At 72.5% G+C, this 17,925-nt stretch carries 17 protein-coding genes; 9 read left to right on the top strand and 8 right to left on the bottom strand.

Features of this window, described 5'->3' with window-relative positions; genetic code table 11:
• Positions 1-70: 70 nt before the first annotated feature.
• The 3 genes from ACFPGP_RS03425 to ACFPGP_RS03415 form a co-directional block, all read right to left on the bottom strand.
• Entirely contained in the window at positions 71-811 is a 741-nt protein-coding gene (locus tag ACFPGP_RS03425; RefSeq protein ID WP_378586906.1) for a hypothetical protein, read from the bottom strand.
• Between the two features lie 51 nt (positions 812-862).
• Positions 863-1,303, bottom strand: a complete 441-nt coding sequence (locus ACFPGP_RS03420; protein WP_378586903.1) for a helix-turn-helix domain-containing protein — start codon at positions 1,301-1,303, stop codon at positions 863-865.
• Between the two features lie 170 nt (positions 1,304-1,473).
• Entirely contained in the window at positions 1,474-2,469 is a 996-nt protein-coding gene (locus tag ACFPGP_RS03415; RefSeq protein ID WP_378586900.1) for an asparaginase, read from the bottom strand.
• A 41-nt stretch (positions 2,470-2,510) separates the two neighbouring features.
• Between ACFPGP_RS03415 and cysC the strand changes: the two genes are divergently transcribed.
• Genes cysC through ACFPGP_RS03400 form a run of 3 tightly spaced genes read left to right on the top strand, consistent with a single transcriptional unit; the run spans position 2,511 to position 5,307 of the window.
• On the top strand, positions 2,511-3,710 hold the full coding sequence (gene cysC / locus ACFPGP_RS03410; RefSeq protein ID WP_378586897.1) for an adenylyl-sulfate kinase: 1,200 nt from the start codon (positions 2,511-2,513) through the stop codon (positions 3,708-3,710).
• Positions 3,707-4,258, top strand: coding sequence for an arsenate reductase/protein-tyrosine-phosphatase family protein (locus ACFPGP_RS03405; RefSeq protein ID WP_378586894.1), 552 nt, complete (start codon positions 3,707-3,709; stop codon positions 4,256-4,258). The genes cysC and ACFPGP_RS03405 overlap by 4 nt, the downstream gene beginning before the upstream one ends.
• On the top strand, positions 4,255-5,307 hold the full coding sequence (locus tag ACFPGP_RS03400) for a sulfite exporter TauE/SafE family protein (RefSeq protein WP_378586892.1): 1,053 nt from the start codon (positions 4,255-4,257) through the stop codon (positions 5,305-5,307). The genes ACFPGP_RS03405 and ACFPGP_RS03400 overlap by 4 nt, the downstream gene beginning before the upstream one ends.
• Before the next feature lie 18 nt (positions 5,308-5,325).
• Here ACFPGP_RS03400 and ACFPGP_RS03395 read toward each other — a convergent pair whose 3' ends face one another.
• A complete protein-coding gene (locus ACFPGP_RS03395) occupies positions 5,326-6,189 on the bottom strand; it encodes a beta-keto acid cleavage family enzyme (protein WP_378586890.1) in 864 nt (287 codons plus the stop codon).
• A gap of 121 nt (positions 6,190-6,310) precedes the next feature.
• On the opposite strand from ACFPGP_RS03395, the gene cysD reads away from it, so the two are divergent.
• From cysD to ACFPGP_RS03375, 4 genes are all read left to right on the top strand, one after another.
• Positions 6,311-7,231 carry a sulfate adenylyltransferase subunit CysD gene (cysD, locus tag ACFPGP_RS03390; RefSeq protein ID WP_378586887.1) on the top strand — a complete coding sequence of 307 codons (921 nt, stop codon included), beginning with the start codon at positions 6,311-6,313 and terminating at the stop codon, positions 7,229-7,231.
• Positions 7,232-7,293: 62 nt separating this feature from the next.
• Positions 7,294-8,544 carry a sulfate adenylyltransferase subunit 1 gene (locus ACFPGP_RS03385; RefSeq protein WP_378588065.1) on the top strand — a complete coding sequence of 417 codons (1,251 nt, stop codon included), beginning with the start codon at positions 7,294-7,296 and terminating at the stop codon, positions 8,542-8,544.
• A gap of 83 nt (positions 8,545-8,627) precedes the next feature.
• Positions 8,628-9,767: a glycosyltransferase gene (locus tag ACFPGP_RS03380; RefSeq protein WP_378586885.1), complete on the top strand. Its 1,140-nt coding sequence runs from the start codon at positions 8,628-8,630 to the stop codon at positions 9,765-9,767.
• 38 nt (positions 9,768-9,805) lie between these two features.
• A complete protein-coding gene (locus ACFPGP_RS03375; RefSeq protein ID WP_378586882.1) occupies positions 9,806-10,762 on the top strand; it encodes a hypothetical protein in 957 nt (318 codons plus the stop codon).
• A gap of 2 nt (positions 10,763-10,764) precedes the next feature.
• Here the strand turns inward: ACFPGP_RS03375 and ACFPGP_RS03370 are convergent, their stop codons facing one another.
• The 4 genes from ACFPGP_RS03370 to ACFPGP_RS03355 are packed head-to-tail and all read right to left on the bottom strand — an operon-like array spanning position 10,765 to position 15,062.
• The gene (locus tag ACFPGP_RS03370) at positions 10,765-12,087 is read right to left on the bottom strand and encodes a lipopolysaccharide biosynthesis protein (protein ID WP_378586879.1); all 1,323 of its coding nucleotides are present in this window, start codon (positions 12,085-12,087) and stop codon (positions 10,765-10,767) included.
• An 8-nt stretch (positions 12,088-12,095) separates the two neighbouring features.
• Positions 12,096-12,830: a class I SAM-dependent methyltransferase gene (locus ACFPGP_RS03365; protein WP_378586876.1), complete on the bottom strand. Its 735-nt coding sequence runs from the start codon at positions 12,828-12,830 to the stop codon at positions 12,096-12,098.
• A gap of 1 nt (position 12,831) precedes the next feature.
• On the bottom strand, positions 12,832-14,019 hold the full coding sequence (locus tag ACFPGP_RS03360; protein ID WP_378586873.1) for a glycosyltransferase family 4 protein: 1,188 nt from the start codon (positions 14,017-14,019) through the stop codon (positions 12,832-12,834).
• Complete coding sequence (locus ACFPGP_RS03355) at positions 14,016-15,062, bottom strand: glycosyltransferase family 4 protein (protein WP_378586870.1); 1,047 nt, start codon at positions 15,060-15,062, stop codon at positions 14,016-14,018. Before ACFPGP_RS03355 ends, ACFPGP_RS03360 begins: the two co-directional genes overlap by 4 nt.
• A 174-nt stretch (positions 15,063-15,236) precedes the next feature.
• On the opposite strand from ACFPGP_RS03355, the gene ACFPGP_RS03350 reads away from it, so the two are divergent.
• The gene (locus ACFPGP_RS03350) at positions 15,237-16,421 is read left to right on the top strand and encodes an acyltransferase family protein (RefSeq protein ID WP_378586867.1); all 1,185 of its coding nucleotides are present in this window, start codon (positions 15,237-15,239) and stop codon (positions 16,419-16,421) included.
• 187 nt (positions 16,422-16,608) lie between these two features.
• Complete coding sequence (locus ACFPGP_RS03345; RefSeq protein WP_378586864.1) at positions 16,609-17,922, top strand: UDP-glucose dehydrogenase family protein; 1,314 nt, start codon at positions 16,609-16,611, stop codon at positions 17,920-17,922.
• Positions 17,923-17,925 lie beyond the last annotated feature (3 nt).

Here is a 17,925-nt window from a genome sequence, read left to right as displayed (position 1 = left end):
CCGCGGGCTCATGCTCCCCGGGGGCCTCGGACGAGGGTGGTGCATCCGGCACGGGGCCGGAGCGGCGAGATCAGTCGCCGATCTTGGCGGCCGCGTCGGTGGTCGCCTGGGCGGCCGACTCGGCGGTCTTCTTCGCGGCGGTGACGGTGGCCTTCGCCGACTTCTTCGGAGCGGCCTTCTTGGCGGAGGCCTTCTTGGCCGTCGACTTCGCCGACTTCTTGGCGGTGGTCGCGGTCTCCTGGGTGGCCTTGACCGTCTGGGTCTTGGTGGTCTTGGCCTTGGCGGTCGTGGTGGCGGCCGCGCGCTTGGTGGCCTGGGTCGACTCCTGGCGGCGGATCCGCGCCACGAGCACCTCGCCGCGCTTGACCAGGTCGCCGTAGGTGTCACCGGCGGTCTCGACGTTCTCGTTGACCAGCTCGGTCACGCGCGACTGGACCTTGCCCGGGTAGGCCTTGGCCTCGGCCTGCAGCTCCGTGACGCGGGCCTCGATGGCCGCACGACGGGCCTTGGCGTCCTTGCTCAGCGCCTCGACACGGGCGTTGACCACGGTGGTGGCCTGCTCGCGCAGGGCGGCGGGCTGGAGCTCGATCTTGGTGGCGCGCTTCTGCACGTCCTCGACACGGGTGGTGACGTCCTTCTGGACGCCCGCGACCTTCTTCTGCATGTCGGCGAGGTACTCGCGCAGGGCCTCGACGGCCAGGTCGGCCACGCCGGCGCCGGCGTAGAGGGTCTTGGTGGCGCTGTCGCGCGCGACCTTGAGGTCGAGCTGCGGCAGGTCCAGCTGCTTCAGGTCGAACTTGGTGTTCGGCATGGTGAACTCCTTCGGGTGGGGGTGAGGTGAGCTGCCAGGGGGAGGGGCCGGTCAGACGGCCTCGTCGGCGGCCGCGTTGAGGGCCAGGAACGACGCGTAGACGTCGAGCAGCGACTGCTTCTGCCGCTCGGTGAGGCCGGTGTCGCCGAGGACGGCCAGCTCGACCGACCCTCCGACGCCGTCCTCGGGGCTGAGGATGCCCGCACGGATGTAGAGCTGCTCCGCGGAGATCCGCAGGGCCTTGGCGATCTGCTGCAGGACGTCGGCCGACGGCTTGCGCAGGCCGCGCTCGATCTGGCTCAGGTAGGGGTTCGACACCCCGGCCTGCTCCGCGAGCTGCCGCAGGGAGAGGCGGGCGGCGACCCGCTGCTCCTTGAGGTAGTCACCGAGGTTCTCGACGGTCTTGCCGACCTTCGTGCCGACCTTGCCGGCCTTCTCGGCGGCCTTGTCGACACCCTTGTCGACGCTCTTGGTCGCTCTTCCCTTGGCCATGCCTCCATTGTGCTAGCAAGAGTTAGCACTTTGCAAACAAGACAAGGGTGAGTCACCCCACACTGGCTGAGTACGGAAGCCCTGTGTTTCTCAGGTGTTTCACGATCCGACACCCGTGCGCGCCGTACGCCGGCCCCCACCGCCTGCTAGCACCGCACCCGCCACGGGGCTCAGTAGCAGGCGCGGATCTCCCCCACCGGCCGGCCGCCCCCGAGCAGCACCACGCGACCGGTCGCCCGCACCGCCTCGGTGTCGACGCCGGGCTCGGTGTCGACGCCGCTGCGCCGCAGAGCCTCGGCCATCAGCACCGGCCGCACCCGCGGGGCCCCGTCGTCGGTCTTGAGCGCGAACGCCCGCCCGTCGGGCAGCGCGACGGCGTAGCACGACTCGGCCCCGGCCTTGCCGATCGCGCCCGGGATCGCCTCGAGCAGCGCCTTCTCGTCGCGTGCGCTCCCCGAGACGTACGCCGGGTGGGTGCGGATCGCGGCCGCGATCCGCGCCGCATCGGCATCGGCCGCGCCGGAGCCGTCGACACCCGTCGCCACCCGGGCGAAGGCGCGAGCCAGGCCCACGAGCGACGTGGAGAGCAGCGGCGCACCGCACCCGTCGACCGCGACGACCTCGACCTCCTCGCCGGTCATCTCGGCGAAGGTCGCGGCGATCCCCCGCTGCAGCGGGTGGTCGGGGTCGAGGTAGGTGACGGTGTCCCACCCGTTGACCACGCAGGTGGCGAGCATCGCGGCGTGCTTGCCCGAGCAGTTCATCAGCACCGGCGCGGCCCGGCCGCCCGAGCGCAGCACCTGGTCGCGCGCGGTGTCGTCGAGCGGGAGGTCGGCCGGCGTGCGCAGCGCCGACTCGTCGAGCCCCGCGCCGGCGAGGATCCGCCGTACCCCCTCGACGTGGAAGGGCTCGCCGGAGTGCGACGCGCAGGCCAGCGCCAGCAGGTCCGGCGGCAGGTCGAGGCCGAGCCGCACCATGCCGAGCGCCTGCAGCGGCTTGTTGCACGACCGGGGCAGCACCGGCGCGTGCACCGCACCCACCGACCAGTCGACCGACCCGTCGGCGGTCAGCGCCACCACGGAGCCGTAGTGGTGCCCCTCGACGAACCCGGAGCGGACGATCTCGGCCACGGGCACGGGCAGGGCGGACGGAGGGGTGGCGGGCATGGCCCGCAGGCTAGCGAGAGGCTGCTGGCAGGATGACCCCCGTGCCCCCTGCTCTGCCCCAGCACTGCCCCACGCCCGGAGAGCTCGACGACCTCGAGCTGCTGCTGAACGGCGCCCTGGCCCCGACCCGCGCCTTCAACGAGCCCGGCAGCCCGGTCACCCTGACGCTGCCGCCGGCCCTCGCCGACGCGCCCGAGGTCGAGCTCGTCGACCCCGAGGGCCTCCCGCTGGCGACGCTGACGACCGCGACCGGCGCGGTGGCGCCACTGAGCCACCCGGAGTACGGCCCCTTCCGCCGGCTCTACCTCACCCCCGCGCAGGTCCGCGAGCGCTACGCCGGGCGCACCTTCGTGCCGGTCGACGACGCCCTCTACGACGGCCAGCTCGCCGAGCTCGCCGGCGCCGGCCCCCTGGTGCTGCTGGCGCTGGTCGGCCACGGCACCCCCGAGCTCTCTGCTCCGGCCCTGCTGCGCGCGTCCCTGACCGCCGCCGCGCAGCTGCCCGACGCCGCGGTCGTCGCGGTGCCGGCCGCCGCGCACGGTGACGACCTGCTGCTCCGCGTGGTCGAGAACTACGCCGCCGGTGACCCGGTCCGCGACGCCGGGCCCGCCGACCACCACTCCGGCCGGATCGCCGAGATCGTGCGGCACGACCAGCCCCACGCCGACCACCGTGGGCTCGTGCTCTTCTTCACCGGCCTCTCCGGCAGCGGCAAGTCGACCCTCGCCCGCGCCCTGATGGACCGCATCCTCGAGCAGACCGACCGCCGGGTCACCAGTCTCGACGGCGACGTCGTGCGCCGCCACCTCTCGGCCGGCCTCACGTTCTCCAAGGAGGACCGCGAGACCAACATCCGCCGGATCGGCTGGGTGGCCGCCGAGATCTCCCGCCACGGCGGCATCGCGGTGTGCAGCCCGATCGCCCCCTTCGCCGAGACCCGCGAGCAGGTGCGCACGATGGTCGAGGACGCCGGCGGCGCCTTCTTCCTCGTCCACGTGGCCACGCCGCTCGAGGAGTGCGAGCGGCGCGACCGCAAGGGCCTCTACGCCAGGGCCCGCATGGGCGAGATCCCCGAGTTCACCGGCATCTCCTCGCCGTACGACGAGCCGGTCGACCCGGCCGTCCGCGTCGACACCACGGGCCGCACCATCGACGACGCCCTCGGCGACGTCGTCGCCGCGCTCGAGGAGCGGGGCTACCTGCACCTGCCCCGGGGTGCCGCCGGCGGGGACGGTCCGTGACCGCCGGGGCCGCGCGCTTGCGCGTGCTCTTCGTCTGCACCGCGAACATCTGCCGCTCGCCGTTCATGGAGCTGCTCACCCGCCACCAGGTCGGCGACGCGCTCGCGGTCTCGAGCGCCGGCACCCACGGCTTCACCGACCACCCGATGAGCGAGGAGATGGCCGACCGCCTCCGCGAGCGCGGCATCTCCCCCGACGGCTTCCGCAGCCGACCGCTGACCGGCGCGCTGGTCGAGGAGGCCGACCTGGTGCTGACCGCCGAGGCCGCCCACCGCGCCTTCGTCCTCGACGAGTGGCCGGCGGCCTCCCGCCGCACCTTCACCCTCGGCCAGCTCGCGGCGGCCGTCCGCGCCGACGGCTCCGGCCGCACCGGGCCCGAGCTGCTGGACCACCTCGGCGACCGCCGCGGCAACGCCGACCCGGCCCTCGACGTCGCCGACCCCTACCTGCGCGGTCCAGAGGTGGCCGCGCGCTGCGCAACCGGAATTGATGACCTGCTGCGCGTCGTCGTTCCCGCCCTCTCCGGAACAAGGATGATCGCCCCATGAGTGACCTGATCACCACCACCTTCTTCGCGATCCTCGCGGCGGGCTTCTTCGTCGGCATCGTCGTGGGTCTCACCGGGATGGGTGGCGGCGCGCTGATGACGCCCGCGCTGATCTTCCTCGGCGTCGGCGACGCGGCGACCGTGGTCACCGCCGACCTGACGGCCGCGGCGGTCTACAAGAGCGGTGGCGCGGTGGTGCACCACCGCGAGGGCTCGCCCAACATGCGGCTGGCGATGTGGTTGATCGTGGGCTCGGTGCCGATGGCGCTGCTCGGCCCCCACCTCGTCGCCTACTTCACCGATCCGGCGAACATCGACGACGTCCTCAAGATGTGCATCGGCTTCGCGCTGCTCTTCGCCGCCGCGACCTACGCGGCGCGCCTCTACATCGGCCTGCGCCGCGAGCGCCGCGGCGTGCCGCCGGGCGACCCCGACCCCCACATCCGCCCGATCCCGACGATCCTCGTCGGCGCCTTCGGCGGCCTGCTCGTCGGCATCACCAGCGTCGGCTCGGGCTCGGTCATCATGATCTCGCTGCTGATCCTCTACCCCGGCCTCTCCGCGGTGAAGCTCGTCGGCACCGACCTGGTGCAGGCGGTGCCGCTGGTGCTGGCCGCCGCGATCTCCAACATCGCGCTGCACGGGCTCGACTTCGAGATCCTGATCCCGCTGATCATCGGCTCGCTCCCCGGCACCATCCTCGGCAGCAAGATCGCCCCGCGCGTGCCCCAGTCGGTGATCCGCCGCGGCATCGTGATCGTGCTGACCATGTCGGGCGTCGCGCTGCTCGACAAGGCCGGCTGGGCCCCGCTCGGCGCGGGCGAGGACGACACCCACCCGATGCTGGTCGCTCTCGTCGGCGTCGCGATGCTCGTGCTGGTGCCGATCATCTGGGGCCTGATCCGGCGCACGGAGGGCCTGCCGATGTTCGGCTCGCCGACCGTCGCCGAGCTCGAGGACCCCAACTACAAGCCCGGCATCATCGGGATGAAACCCGCCAAGCCCGCCCTCGGCGACGACCACAAGCCCGACCGCACCGGCGGGGCCTAGCGGGCGCTGGTCCAGACCTCAGGCGGCGAGGCCGAGCAGGGCGCGGGCCTCGGCGGTGGTCATCGGCACCCGCTGGGCGAGCTCGCCGAGGGCCACGGCGCGCTCGACGAGCTGCGCGTTGCGCTCCACGGGTACGCCGCGCCGCAGGGTGAGCACGTCCTCCATGCCGACCCTCAGGTGACCGCCCTTGGAGAGCGCGGCGAGGGCGACGGCGAGGGTCGAGCGGCCGATGCCGGTGGCCGACCAGCTGGTGACGGCGTCGGGCAGCGAGGCGACCGCGGCCACGAGGGAGTCGGCGGTGCCGTTCATCCCGCCGGGCACGCCCATCACGAGGTCGCAGTGCACCCGCCCGCCGTACGGCAGGCCGAACTTGTCGAGCAGCCGCTGCAGTGCGTGCACCTGGCCGAGGTCGAAGAGCTCGAACTCCGGCACCACGCCGCGCTCCTGGCTGAGCTGGTAGAGCTCGCAGACGAAGGGCCAGGGGTTGGAGAAGACGTCGTCGCCGAAGTTGGTCGTGCCCATGGTCAGCGAACACGAGTCGGGCTGCGCGTCGAGGACCTTGAGACGGTTCTCCAGCGGGTCGTGCACCGAGCCGCCGGTGGAGAGCTGGACCACGAGCGAGGTCGACTCGCGCAGCGCCTCGACGGTCGCGGTGAGCCGGCCGAGGTCGAGCGTCGGCTTGTGCTCGTCGTCTCGGATGTGGACGTGGATCATCGCCGCGCCGGCGGCCTCGCACTCCACGGCGGTGGCCACCAGCTCCTCGAGCGTCGTGGGCAGCTGGGGGCAGTCCTGCTTGGTGGTCTCGGCGCCCGTGGGGGCGACGGTGACGAGCAGGCGGTCGGCGGGGATCTCGGGCGCTCGGCCGGCGGGGGGTACGGACACGGGGGCCAGCCTGCCAGAGCCGGGGCCGGGTGACCCACCTCGCACCCCCCTTCGATTTGAGGGACCCCCCGACCCGGCGGCTACAGTGGGCGAGATTTCACGAGGAGAGGCCACAACCCAGATGAGTGCACCCCCGACCCACGTCGACTACCAGCTGAGTCAGCTCGACCAGCTCGAAGCGGAGTCGATCCACATCTTCCGCGAGGTAGCCGCCGAGTTCGAGAAGCCCGTCCTCATGTTCTCGGGCGGCAAGGACTCCATCGTGATGCTCCGCCTCGCCGAGAAGGCCTTCTACCCGGCGAAGATCCCGTTCCCCGTGCTCCAGGTGGACACCGGGCTCGACTTCCCCGAGGTGCTCGAGACCCGCGACCGGTGGGTCGACCGCCTCGGCGTGCGGCTGGTGGTGGCCAGCATCGACGACGCGATCGCCAACGGCATCGTGGTCGACGACGGCAAGACCAGCCGCAACCGCCTCCAGATCGGCACCCTGCTCAACGCCATCGAGGAGAACGGCTTCACCGCCGCCTTCGGTGGCGGCCGCCGCGACGAGGAGAAGGCCCGCGCCAAGGAGCGCGTCTACTCCCACCGCGACGAGTTCGGCCAGTGGGACCCCAAGAACCAGCGCCCCGAGCTGTGGAGCCTCTACAACGGGCGCATCCACGCCGGCGAGCACATGCGCATCTTCCCGATCTCGAACTGGACCGAGCTCGACGTGTGGTCCTACATCGCCCGCGAGGGCATCGAGATCCCCAGCATCTACTTCGCCCACCAGCGCCGCGTGTTCGAGCGCGACGGCATGCTGATGTCGGAGACCCCGCTCAACCCGTGCCGCGAGGGCGAGACCGTCACCGAGCGCACCGTCCGCTTCCGCACCTGCGGCGACATCAGCCTCACCGGCTGCGTCGAGTCCCCCGCCTCCACGGTCGAGCAGATCATCGAGGAGATCGCGGTCGCCCGCGTGACCGAGCGCGGCGCCACCCGCGGCGACGACAAGTTCTCCGAGGCCGCCATGGAAGACCGCAAGAAGGAGGGCTACTTCTGATGGCCGCTGACGACACCACCCTGAACGCCGGCGCTGACGTCGTCGAGAACGTCACCTCCAACATGGACCTGCTGCGGTTCGCCACCGCGGGCTCCGTGGACGACGGCAAGTCGACGCTGATCGGCCGCCTGCTGCTCGACTCGAAGTCGATCTTCGAGGACCAGCTCGAGGCCGTCGAGGCCACCAGCGTGAGCCGCGGGTACGACTACACCGACCTGGCGCTGCTGACCGACGGTCTGCGCTCCGAGCGCGAGCAGGGCATCACCATCGACGTGGCCTACCGCTACTTCGCGACGCCCAGCCGCAAGTTCATCATCGCCGACACCCCGGGCCACGTGCAGTACACGCGCAACATGGTCACCGGCGCCTCCACCGCCGACCTCGGCCTGGTGCTCGTCGACGCCCGCCAGGGCCTCACCGAGCAGTCGCGCCGGCACGCGGTGATCCTGTCGCTGCTGCGCGTCCCGCACCTCGTGCTGGCCGTGAACAAGATGGACCTGGTCGAGTACTCCGAGGAGACCTACCAGAAGATCCACACCGAGTTCACGCAGTTCGCGACCAAGCTCAACATCCCCGACCTCGAGGTCATCCCGATCTCGGCGCTCAAGGGCGACAACGTCGTGGACCGCTCCGACAACATGAAGTGGTACTCGGGCCCGACGCTCATGCACCACCTCGAGCACGTCCACGTGGCCTCCGACCGCGACCTGGTCGACGTCCGCTTCCCGGTGCAGTACGTCGTACGCCCCAAGTCGGACGAGTACCACGACTACCGCGGCTACGGCGGCATGGTGGCCGGCGGTGTGCTGAAGAAGGGCGACGAGGTCGTCGTGCTGCCCAGCGGCATGACCTCGACCATCGCCGGCATCGACCTCTTCGACAACGAGATCGACGAGGCGTACCCGCCCATGTCGGTCACGGTGCGCCTCGCGGACGACGTCGACGTCTCGCGCGGCGACATGATCGCCCGCGTGAAGAACGCCCCGCAGCCCAGCCAGGACATCGACGCCATGGTCTGCTGGATGACCAACGAGCCCCTGCGCCCGCGCCAGAAGCTCGCCATCAAGCACACCACCCGCTCGGCCCGCGCCCTGGTCAAGGACATCCAGTACCGCCTGGACGTCAACACGCTGCACCGCGACCAGGAGACCAAGGAGCTCGGCCTCAACGAGATCGGCCGCATCCAGCTGCGCACCACCGTGCCGCTGCTGTGCGACCCCTACTCGCAGAACCGAACCACCGGCTCCTTCATCCTCATCGACGAGGCGACCGGCGTCACCGTCGGTGCGGGGATGATCAACAGCGGCGCCTGACACGCTGTTCTTACGTCGCACGAGGACCCGGGCCACTAGGCTCGGGTCCTCGTCAGTTTCGCGACAGCAGAGGGGGCCACGAGGTGGCAGCAGGTCGGCCTCGCGTCGCCCTGGCCCACGACTACCTCACCCAGCGCGGGGGCGCCGAGCGCGTGGTGCTCGCGATGACCCGGGCCTTCCCCGAGGCCACGCTGCACACGCTGCTCTACGAGCCGGGGAAGACGTTCGCGGAGTTCGCCGACGTCGACCTGCGGGTCTCCCCGCTCAACCACGCGTCGTACCTGCGGCGCCACCACCGGCGGGCGCTGCCGGCCCTCCCCTTCGCGGCGAGCGCGATGCGCATCGACGCCGACGTGGTGATCGCCAGCAGCAGCGGCTGGGCCCACGGCATCCGCAGCCCCGGCGCCAAGATCGTCTACTGCTATTCACCCGCCCGCTGGCTCTACCAGTCCGACCGCTACCTCGGCGCGCAGCCCTCGCTGGTGCGCTCCACCGCGCTGCGCACGCTGCGACCCGGCCTCATCCGGTGGGACCAGCACGCCGCCGGCACTGCCACCCGCTACCTCGCGATCTCGACCGCCGTGCAGCAGCGGATCGCGGACACCTACGGCCTGGCATCCGAGGTCGTGCCCGCCCCGGTGACGCTCAGCCGGGCCGAGCCCGAGGAGCTGCGCGAGCCGGCCACCCGAGCGCTGCTCGAGGCCGAGCCCTTCCACCTGGTCGTCTCGCGCCTGCTGCCGTACAAGAACGTCGACGTCGTGGTGCGCGCCTTCGAGCGGCTCCCCGGCGACCGACTGGTCGTCGTCGGCACCGGGCCGGAGCTGCAGTACCTGCGGTCGGTCTCCGGCCCGAACGTCACGTTCCTCGCCGGCCTGACCGACGGCGAGATGCACTGGCTCTACGCCCACGCCCGGTCGCTCGTCGCCGCCAGCCACGAGGACTACGGCCTCACCCCGCTCGAGGCCGCCCTCCACGGCACCCCCGCCGTGGTGCTGCGCTGGGGCGGATTCCTCGACACCATGGTCGAGGGCGCGACCGCCGTCTTCTTCGACGACCCCGAGCCGGCCGCCGTCGCCGACGCCGTACGCCGCGCCGACGACCTGCCCTGGGACGCCGGCGTGGTCCGCGCCAACGCGGAGCGTTTCTCCGAGGAGCACTTCGCCGAGAGACTGCAGGCCGAGGTCGCGGCCGTCCTCGCACGTCCGGGCACTCCGGGCCACTAGGCTCGGGTCCTCCGTCACCCGCCGGCCCGAGGAGCGCCATGCCGTCGTCACTGAGCTGGAAGCGCAGCATCCGGGGCCGGGTGCGTGCCGCACAGCTCGCCGCGGCTGCCCCGGTGCTCCAACGGCTCGACGACGACGCCGTCACCCGGGCCCGGATCTTCCTCGACCAGCGCGAGACGGCGGCCACCGATCCCGTCTCCGCCCACGAGCTGAAGGTCTTCTCGCAGTTCGGGGAGGACGGCATCCTCGACTTCCTGCTGCGGCACGCCGCGCAGCCTGTCCCGCGCACCTTTGTCGAGTTCGGCGTGGAGGACTACCGGGAGTCGAACACCCGGCTGCTGTGCGAGCTCGGTGGATGGCGCGGGCTGATCATCGACGGCGGCTCCGCCCACCTCCGTTTCGCCAAGCGTCGCAAGCTCTCCACCCACCGGGGCCTGCGCGCCGTCCAGAGCTTCCTCACCACCGACAACATCGCCTCGGTGATCGAGGCCCACGCGCCGGCCGGCCCGCTGGGCATCCTGAGCGTCGACGTCGACGGCGTCGACCACTGGCTGTCACAGGCCATCACCGCCCGTCCCGCCATCGTGGTCTCGGAGTGCAACCCCTACTTCGGGAGCACTCTCGCGGTGAGCATCCCCGACGAGCCGGCCTTCGACCGCCTGGCCGCCCACCCGAGCGGGGTCTACTACGGCGCGTCGGTCACCGCCCTGCACGACCTGTGGACGGGCCGCGGCTACCGGCTGGTCGGGGTCTCGAGCGAGGGCCTCAACCTCTTCTTCGTGCGCGACGACCACTGCCACCCGTCGTGGGGGCTCTCCGTCGCGGAGGCGTACGTCGCGCCGTCGTTCAGCCCCTCGCTCGGACCAGCCGGCGTCCCGCTCGCACACCTCCCCCGCTGCGAGGCGCTGGCGCCGGCGCGCGACCTGCCGCTCGTGAACACGCGCACGGGTGCCCGCCTGCGAGTGGCCGACGTGCTCGACGAGGTCGACGCCTGACGTCAGGCCGAACCAACGGCCAGGCCGAGCCCGGCCAGAGCGATGCCGAGCGCCGTGGGCCACAGCAGGTGCGGCAGCAGGGCGCGGGCGCCGCCGGTGGCCCGGGACACCCGCCACCACAGCATCGCCACCGCCAGCCCCTGCGACAGGAGCAGCGAGAGCGCCGCGCCGTACGCCCCGGCGAACGGGATGAGCAGGAGGTTCGCACCGATGGCGGCGAGCGCGGTGACCACCGAGACGACGGCGAGGAACCTCGTGTCCCCGAGCCGCACGCTGCAGATGTCGCCGCCCAGGTAGCTCAGCCCCACCAGGGGCAACGAGGCACACAGCACGAGGGCGATGGGCAGCACCTCGGTGTAGTCGCCGACGAAGCCCAGCTCGACCAGCACCGCCGAGCCCGCCGCGGTCAGCACGGCCACCGCGCTGCAGGCGCGCGCGTGGCCGGGGAGGACGCCGCGGGCGGCGGCCGCGAGGTCCTGCTCCCGCGCGATCACCGGCTGGAGGAAGGCGGAGAGCTCGATGAGGAGCACGCCCCCGATCATGACCAGCTGGCTGGCAGCGAAGTAGCTGCCACCGACGACCGCGCTGGCGAGGGCGACGACGAGAACCCGGTCGGCGTACCCCGAGACCCAGCGCGCGGAGTGCCCGACGGTGGCGGGGAGGCCCAGCCCCAGCGTGGACCGCACGTCACTCCGGGTCACCGGCGCGCGGCGGGCGACCTTCAGCAGGAGCGACGCGGTGCCGGCCAACAGGAGGAGAGCCCCGAGCAGGTCCCCGACCGGCCAGGCAACAGCGCCCCACCCGAGCCCCACCACGAGGCCCACCTTGATGGCCGAGGAAACGCCAGCGAAGCCCGCCCCAGCGAGGGCGTAGCGCGCGAGCTCACCCTGGCAGCGGAAGTGCACGGCCGGGAAGCGCCACGCGGTCGCGTGGAGAGCGCCCGCGAGCACCGAACCCGACACGGCCAGGGTGGGCACGCCGGCGGGCGTCGCCCCCGAGAGCAGCAGGAGTCCGGCCACGGGCAGGGCCAGGACGACCGGACCGACGAGGTGCACCCGCACCGCAGCCGACTCCAGCGAGCGGCCGGGGGCGCTGTCGTCGAAGTGGTAGCGGTACTCCACGACCTCCTGGCCCAGGCCGAACACCATCGACGCCAGCGTGAAGGCCGCGGTCAGGATCGCGACGTGCCCGTACTCGGCAGGCGTCATGAACCGCACGAAGACCGGGAGCAGGAGGAAGGGCAGGATCCGCTGGATCAGCCCCACGGAGACGAAGGCCAGACGGTCTCGCTGCGCCCGGACGAGCTGGCCGAGGAGGCCGATCATGGGCGGTGTCACCGCGGTGCGTCGCCGCCAGCGCGGGCGGTCACCACGACGTTCTGGGTGACGAGGTGCCCCCGGGGGACGCCTGTCTCCGCGGCCAGGACGAGCTTCATCAGCCCCGCCGCGACCTTCCAGATCACCCAGCGGGCGGCACTGGTGGCCCCGTGCACGGCCGGCTCGCAGGGGTGGACCTCCACCTCGTCGAAGCCCGCCGCAGCCAGCAGTTGCCGCAGGCTGCGCGCCGTGAACGAGCACTCGTGCGTCGCGTCGCCGTGCCGGTAGTTGCCCCCGAACGGGCTGACGGCGTTGGGCACCCGGAAGACGACCCGACCGTCGGGGCGCAGGGTCTCCCGGCAGTGGTCGAGGATCTGCAGCACCTCGAACTTGTCGAAGTGCTCGAGGAAGTCGGTGGCCACGACGACGTCGAGCGACGCCGGCTCGAGCACCTCGCGGAAGTCGCCGAGGCGCACCGTGTCGCGGCCCCGCTCGTGCGCGATCGCCACCTGCTCCGGGCTGACGTCGATCCCGCCGGCGCGGTGGTAGCCCTCGGCCAGGAGCCAGGCGACGAGGTCGCCCTGGCCGCAGCCGATGTCGACCACTGCCACGTCGCGCTCCTGCGGGAGCCGCGGCAGCAGGTCCTTGCGGAAGACGTGCACCGAGGCAGCCGTGTCGGACCGACCGGCGTGCGTGGTCGCGTACGCAGCGTAGAGCCGCGACCGGAGCTGGTCCTTCTCCTGGGACGTCATCTCAGGGCACCTCTCTCGTCACCGTCAGCCGCACCGAGGACGGCGCGACCCGGCGCGCGGCCACGTCGGCGAGCCAGGTGGCGCGCGCCGGCGCGGCCCGCTCGATGGCGTAGCGCGCCGCGGTCGCCTTCGCCGCGCGTCCCAGCTCGACGCGTCCCTCGTCGTCCTGACCGAGGTGCCGCAGGGCGGCCGCCAGGGCCGGGACGTCGTCGCACGGCACCAGCATGCCGTCCCGGCCGGGTGTGATCACCTCACTCGGCCCGCCCGGCGTGGTGGCGACGACCGCGCAGCCCATCCACATGCCCTGCACCACGACCTGCCCGAAGGGCTCCGGCGTGCGCGAGGCGTGCACGAGCACGTCGAGCCCGGTGAGCTGGGGCCAGGGGTCGGCGACGTGCCCGGTGAAGGTGACCCGCCCGCGCAGCGGAGGAGTGTCTGCGAGCTCGACCAGCTCGCGCTCGTAGTCGTCCTCGCCGAAGAGAGCGCCGCCGATGACGACCGCCTCGACCTCGGGGCGGTCCGCGAAGGCACGGGCGAAGGCCTCGAGGAACACGTCCTGTCCCTTCCAGTGGGCCAGCCGACCGAGGATGCCGACCCGCCGCAACGGCGCGGCCGGCCGCTCAGCGTCGACGTCGGGAAGCTCTATCGCCGGGTAGGCCACGAGCACGGGGGTCCGACCGGGCCGGATCGTGCTCAGCGTGGACCTGCTGTTGACGATGATCCCCGAGACGAGCCGGGGCGCGGCGTACCGGAGCAGGGGCACGACCCAGCCCGGGAAGTAGTCGCCGGCGACCCGGTCGTGCAGGCTCCAGACGACGGGGAGGCGTCGGCGGCGCGCAGCCAGCCAGCCGTACGCGAGCGACTTCAGGCTCGTGGCCACGACGACGTCCGCGCCCGCGTCGGCCAGGTCGCGGGCCGTGGTGCGGGCCGCGTCCCGCAGGCCGCCCACCGCGGCGAGCAACCGGCGTCCACCCGCAGACCCACGGCGCAGGGCCACCAGCGACCGGGACGTGGCTCCCACGCGCACGTCGGCACCGGCTGCCACGAAACGGGCGACCACCGGACCGTCCTCGGCCATCAGGACCACGGGGCGGGGCTCCCCCTCGGGCCAGTGGGCCAGGCTGGTGGCGAGGCTCAGCTCCGCCCCCGACTCCGCGCCCGAGTGGACGAGGTAGGCGACCTGGGTCACGCGCCGAGCCCGCAGTAGAGGTCGACGTGGCGCTGGGCGATCACGGACCAGTCGAAGAGGGCGGCGTGGCGACGGCACGCCTCGGCGTCGGGGACGTCGCCGTCGAGGGCGCGGGCGAGGCGGTCAGCCAGGGCTCCCGCGGAGCCGGGTTCGACCACGAGCGACGGGTCGAGACCCGTGACGGAGTCGGGCAGCCCGCCGACGCGGGTGACGACGGGCGCCCGACCCACCGCCAGTGACTCCAGAGCGATCAGCCCGAAGCCCTCGAGAGCCAGCGTCGGCACCACGCTGCAGGCCGCGTCGGCATAGGTGCGGCGCAGCTCCTCGTCGGTCACCCGGCCGGCGAAGCGCACCGAGCCGTCGACGCCGAGCTCGCGCGCGCGGGCCCGCAGCTGCCCCTCTTCGGAGCCGGTGCCGACGACCACGAGGTCGGCCTCCGGCCGGGCGCGGACGACGTCGACCCACGCCTCGAGGAGCACGTCGATGCCCATGCGACGCTCGAGACGTCGTACGCAGACCACGGTCGCGGCGCCGGGTCGCTCCGGCGCCGGGGTGAACCTGGCCAGGTCCACACCGGGCGGGATGACGTGCACCCGGTCGACCGGGAAGCCGTAGTCGCGGCACAGGATGTCGCGGAAGGGGGCGGACAGCACGACGGCCGCGTCGGCACCGCGGTAGCGCCGGCGCTCGATGGCCCGCTTGAGAGCGACCCCGGATCCACGCTGACCTGCGACGGCGCTCTCGGCGGCCCAGGGACCCTGGAAGTGCACGACGTCCACGCCGGCGCTCCGGGCGCCGGGTCCGTACGGCGCGAAGTGACGGTCCAGCACGGCCCCGTCGACCGCCGGTCCCCGCCGCGAGCTGCGCATCCGGGCCATCAGGCCGCCACCGGTGGGTCCCCACGACGCGCCGCCCTCGGGCGGAGTCCCGAACGCGTAGCCCTCGACCTGGCAGTCGTCGCGCTGCGACAGGGCGAGGAAGAGGTCCTGGAAGTAGCGGTTGAGCCCGCCGGGGCGGTCACCGAACCACTCCGCGCCGCTCATCACGATCCTCACGGCGACTCCCGGGGCGGTCCTTGCTGCACCGGTCGAACCTAACTGCTCGCAAGGGCGTGCCGGGGCGACTTGCCGCGACCGCCCGCCGGTGCCGAGATCGGCGGTGCGGCGATGTCAGGGGATCCCGGGACAGGTGGTCTGGACCTGGTGCAGACTGCCCCGATGCGCACGGGGGACACGTGGCGCCTGGGCTACGTGCCTGCGCTCGACGGATGCAGGGCGATCGCGGTGTCGTTGGTGGTCGGCTACCACGCCGACTGGCTGATCCCGGGGGGTTACCTCGGGGTTGACGTGTTCTTCGCTCTCTCGGGGTTCCTGATCACAACTCTCTTACTGGCCGAGCATGACCGGACCGGCGGCATTGCGCTCCGCAGCTTCTGGTGGCGCCGCGGCCGGAGGCTGATGCCAGCGCTGCTTGTGCTGGTCGCCGTGACGTGGATGGTGGAACGGAACAGCTCGGCGGCACTGAGAACGGTGACGTACACCTCGAACGTCGCCGCGGCGACCGGGTCGGACCTCGGGTCGCTGGGGCACACGTGGTCACTGGCGCTCGAGGAGCAGTTCTACCTGCTCTGGCCGCTCCTGCTGGTGATTCTGCTGTACCGCAGGCCGCAGCGGCTCGAGATCGCCGGGTTCCTCGTGGTCGCCGCCGCGGCCCTGTACGTGTGGGCCGGGCACTTGTTCCTCACCTTCGGGCAGGGGACCTACTTCCGCCCCGAGTCGCGTGCCGCGACGTTGATGCTCGGCTGCGCCCTCGCGTTCATCTCCAGCACCGGACCAGGCCGCGCCGCGGTGGCCAGATGTGGCCTGCCGCTGGGCGTGGCCGGCGTGGTGGTGCTCGGACTGCTCGCGGCGACGGTGCCTCCACCGTCGCTGTCCGCGCCGGCCGCGAGCGCCGTTCTGTTCCCCGTCGCAGGTGTGGCCGCTGCCGCGCTGGTCGCGTCCCTCGCCATGGGCGAGCACGTCCTGACCCGGGCGGCCGCGGTACCGGCGCTGGTATGGGTCGGACAGATCTCGTACTCGATCTACCTGTGGCACGTGCTCGTGCTGCACTACACGGCCGAGTGGCCACTGCCTGTGCGGGTGGGGCTGGTGCTGGCCGCAGCCACGGCCTCGCATCACTTCGTGGAGCGGCCGGCCGGGTACACGACGCCTCGCGGACAGTCGGTGGTCGTGCGGCGTGAACGGGTGACTCCAGACGCGAAGGAACCGGGCCCTTGGCGGGCGTGCATCAAGTTCGCCACCATCCCGAGTCACCACCCAACCCACATCAACGGCGCGAGTCCTGTATCCGTGCCGTCCCGCCATGTCAGGGGTCGGAGCAGACACGTGCGGGCATGGCGTTGATGGCCCCGGCAGCCGGGGTGGTCGTGGCGGTGGTGCTGGCCACGGCTTCGACACTGCTGGAGGAGGAGCCGCTGCGACGACGGTGGAAGCGCCACGCACGGACCCCTCGGCCCATTAGGCTCGACGACGCAGGGGCCAGCCCACGGCGAGGCCCCGCCCGAGCCGAGAGGGAGCGGATCCTGTGACCATGACGTCGATCGCCGTGGTCGGCTGCGGCTACCTCGGCGCCGTGCACGCGGCATGCATGGCCGAGCTCGGCCACGAGGTGGTCGGTCTCGAGGTCGACCTCGAGCGGGTGGCATCCCTCAACGACGGCCGGGCGCCGTTCCACGAGCCCGGGCTCGACGACCTCCTGGCGCGTGGCCTCGCGAGCGGCCGGCTGAGCTTCACCGCCGACCCCGCCGCCATCGCCGAGGTCGAGGTCGCCTTCATCTGCGTCGGTACGCCGCAGCGCCGGGGCGAGCTCGCCGCCGACGTGTCGCACGTGGACGCCGCCACCGCGACGGTGGCCGCGCACGTCACCCGCGCGGGCGCGCTGGTGGTCGGCAAGTCCACCGTGCCGGTCGGCACGGCTCCGCGGCTGGCCGAGGAGCTCGCGCGCACCGCACCGCACCTCGAGCTCGCCTGGAACCCCGAGTTCCTGCGCGAGGGCCACGCCGTCGACGACACCCTCGAGCCCGACCGGCTGGTCCTCGGGGTCACCAGCGAGCGGGCCGAGGCGGTTCTGCGCGAGGTCTACGCCACACCCATCGCCGGCGGGACCCCCGTGGTGGTCACCGACTTCGCGACCGCCGAGCTGGCCAAGGTCGCCGCCAACTCGTTCCTGGCCACCAAGATCTCCTTCATCAACGCGATGGCCGAGCTGTGCGAGGCAGCCGGCGGCGACGTCGTGCTGCTCGCCGACGCGATCGGCCACGACAAGCGCATCGGGCGCAGCTTCCTCAACGCCGGCCTCGGCTTCGGTGGCGGCTGCCTGCCCAAGGACATCCGCGCCTTCATGGCGCGCGCCGGCGAGGTCGGCGCCGACCAGGCCCTGACCTTCCTGCGTGAGGTCGACGCCATCAACATGCGGCGGCGCTCGCGCATGGTCGACCTCGCCATCGCCGGGCTCGGCGGCTCCGCGATCGGGCGCCGGGTCGGCGTCCTCGGTGCGGCCTTCAAGCCGCACAGCGACGACATCCGTGACTCGCCCGCGCTCAACGTGGCCGCCCAGCTCCAGCTCCAGGGTGCGGACGTCGTCATCACCGACCCCGAAGCCCTCGACAACGCGCGGCGCCTCTGGCCGGGGCTCTCCTACGCCAGCACGGCCCAGGAGGCCTGCGAGGGCGTCGACATCGTGCTGCTCCTGACGGAGTGGCCGGAGTACGTCGGGCTCGACCCCGACGAGCTCGGCACCGTGGTGAGGCGGCGCCACGTGCTCGACGGCCGCAACGCGCTCGACGTACGGCGCTGGCAGGCCGCGGGCTGGGACTACCGCGCCCTGGGTCGTCCTCACGTCTGAGCG

It is taken from the genome of Nocardioides taihuensis, assembly GCF_042657275.1.
GTDB classification, from domain to species: Bacteria; Actinomycetota; Actinomycetes; order Propionibacteriales; family Nocardioidaceae; genus Nocardioides; species Nocardioides taihuensis.
Note: the sequence above shows the minus strand (reverse complement) of the source record. Positions and strands in the feature narration are given on the sequence as shown.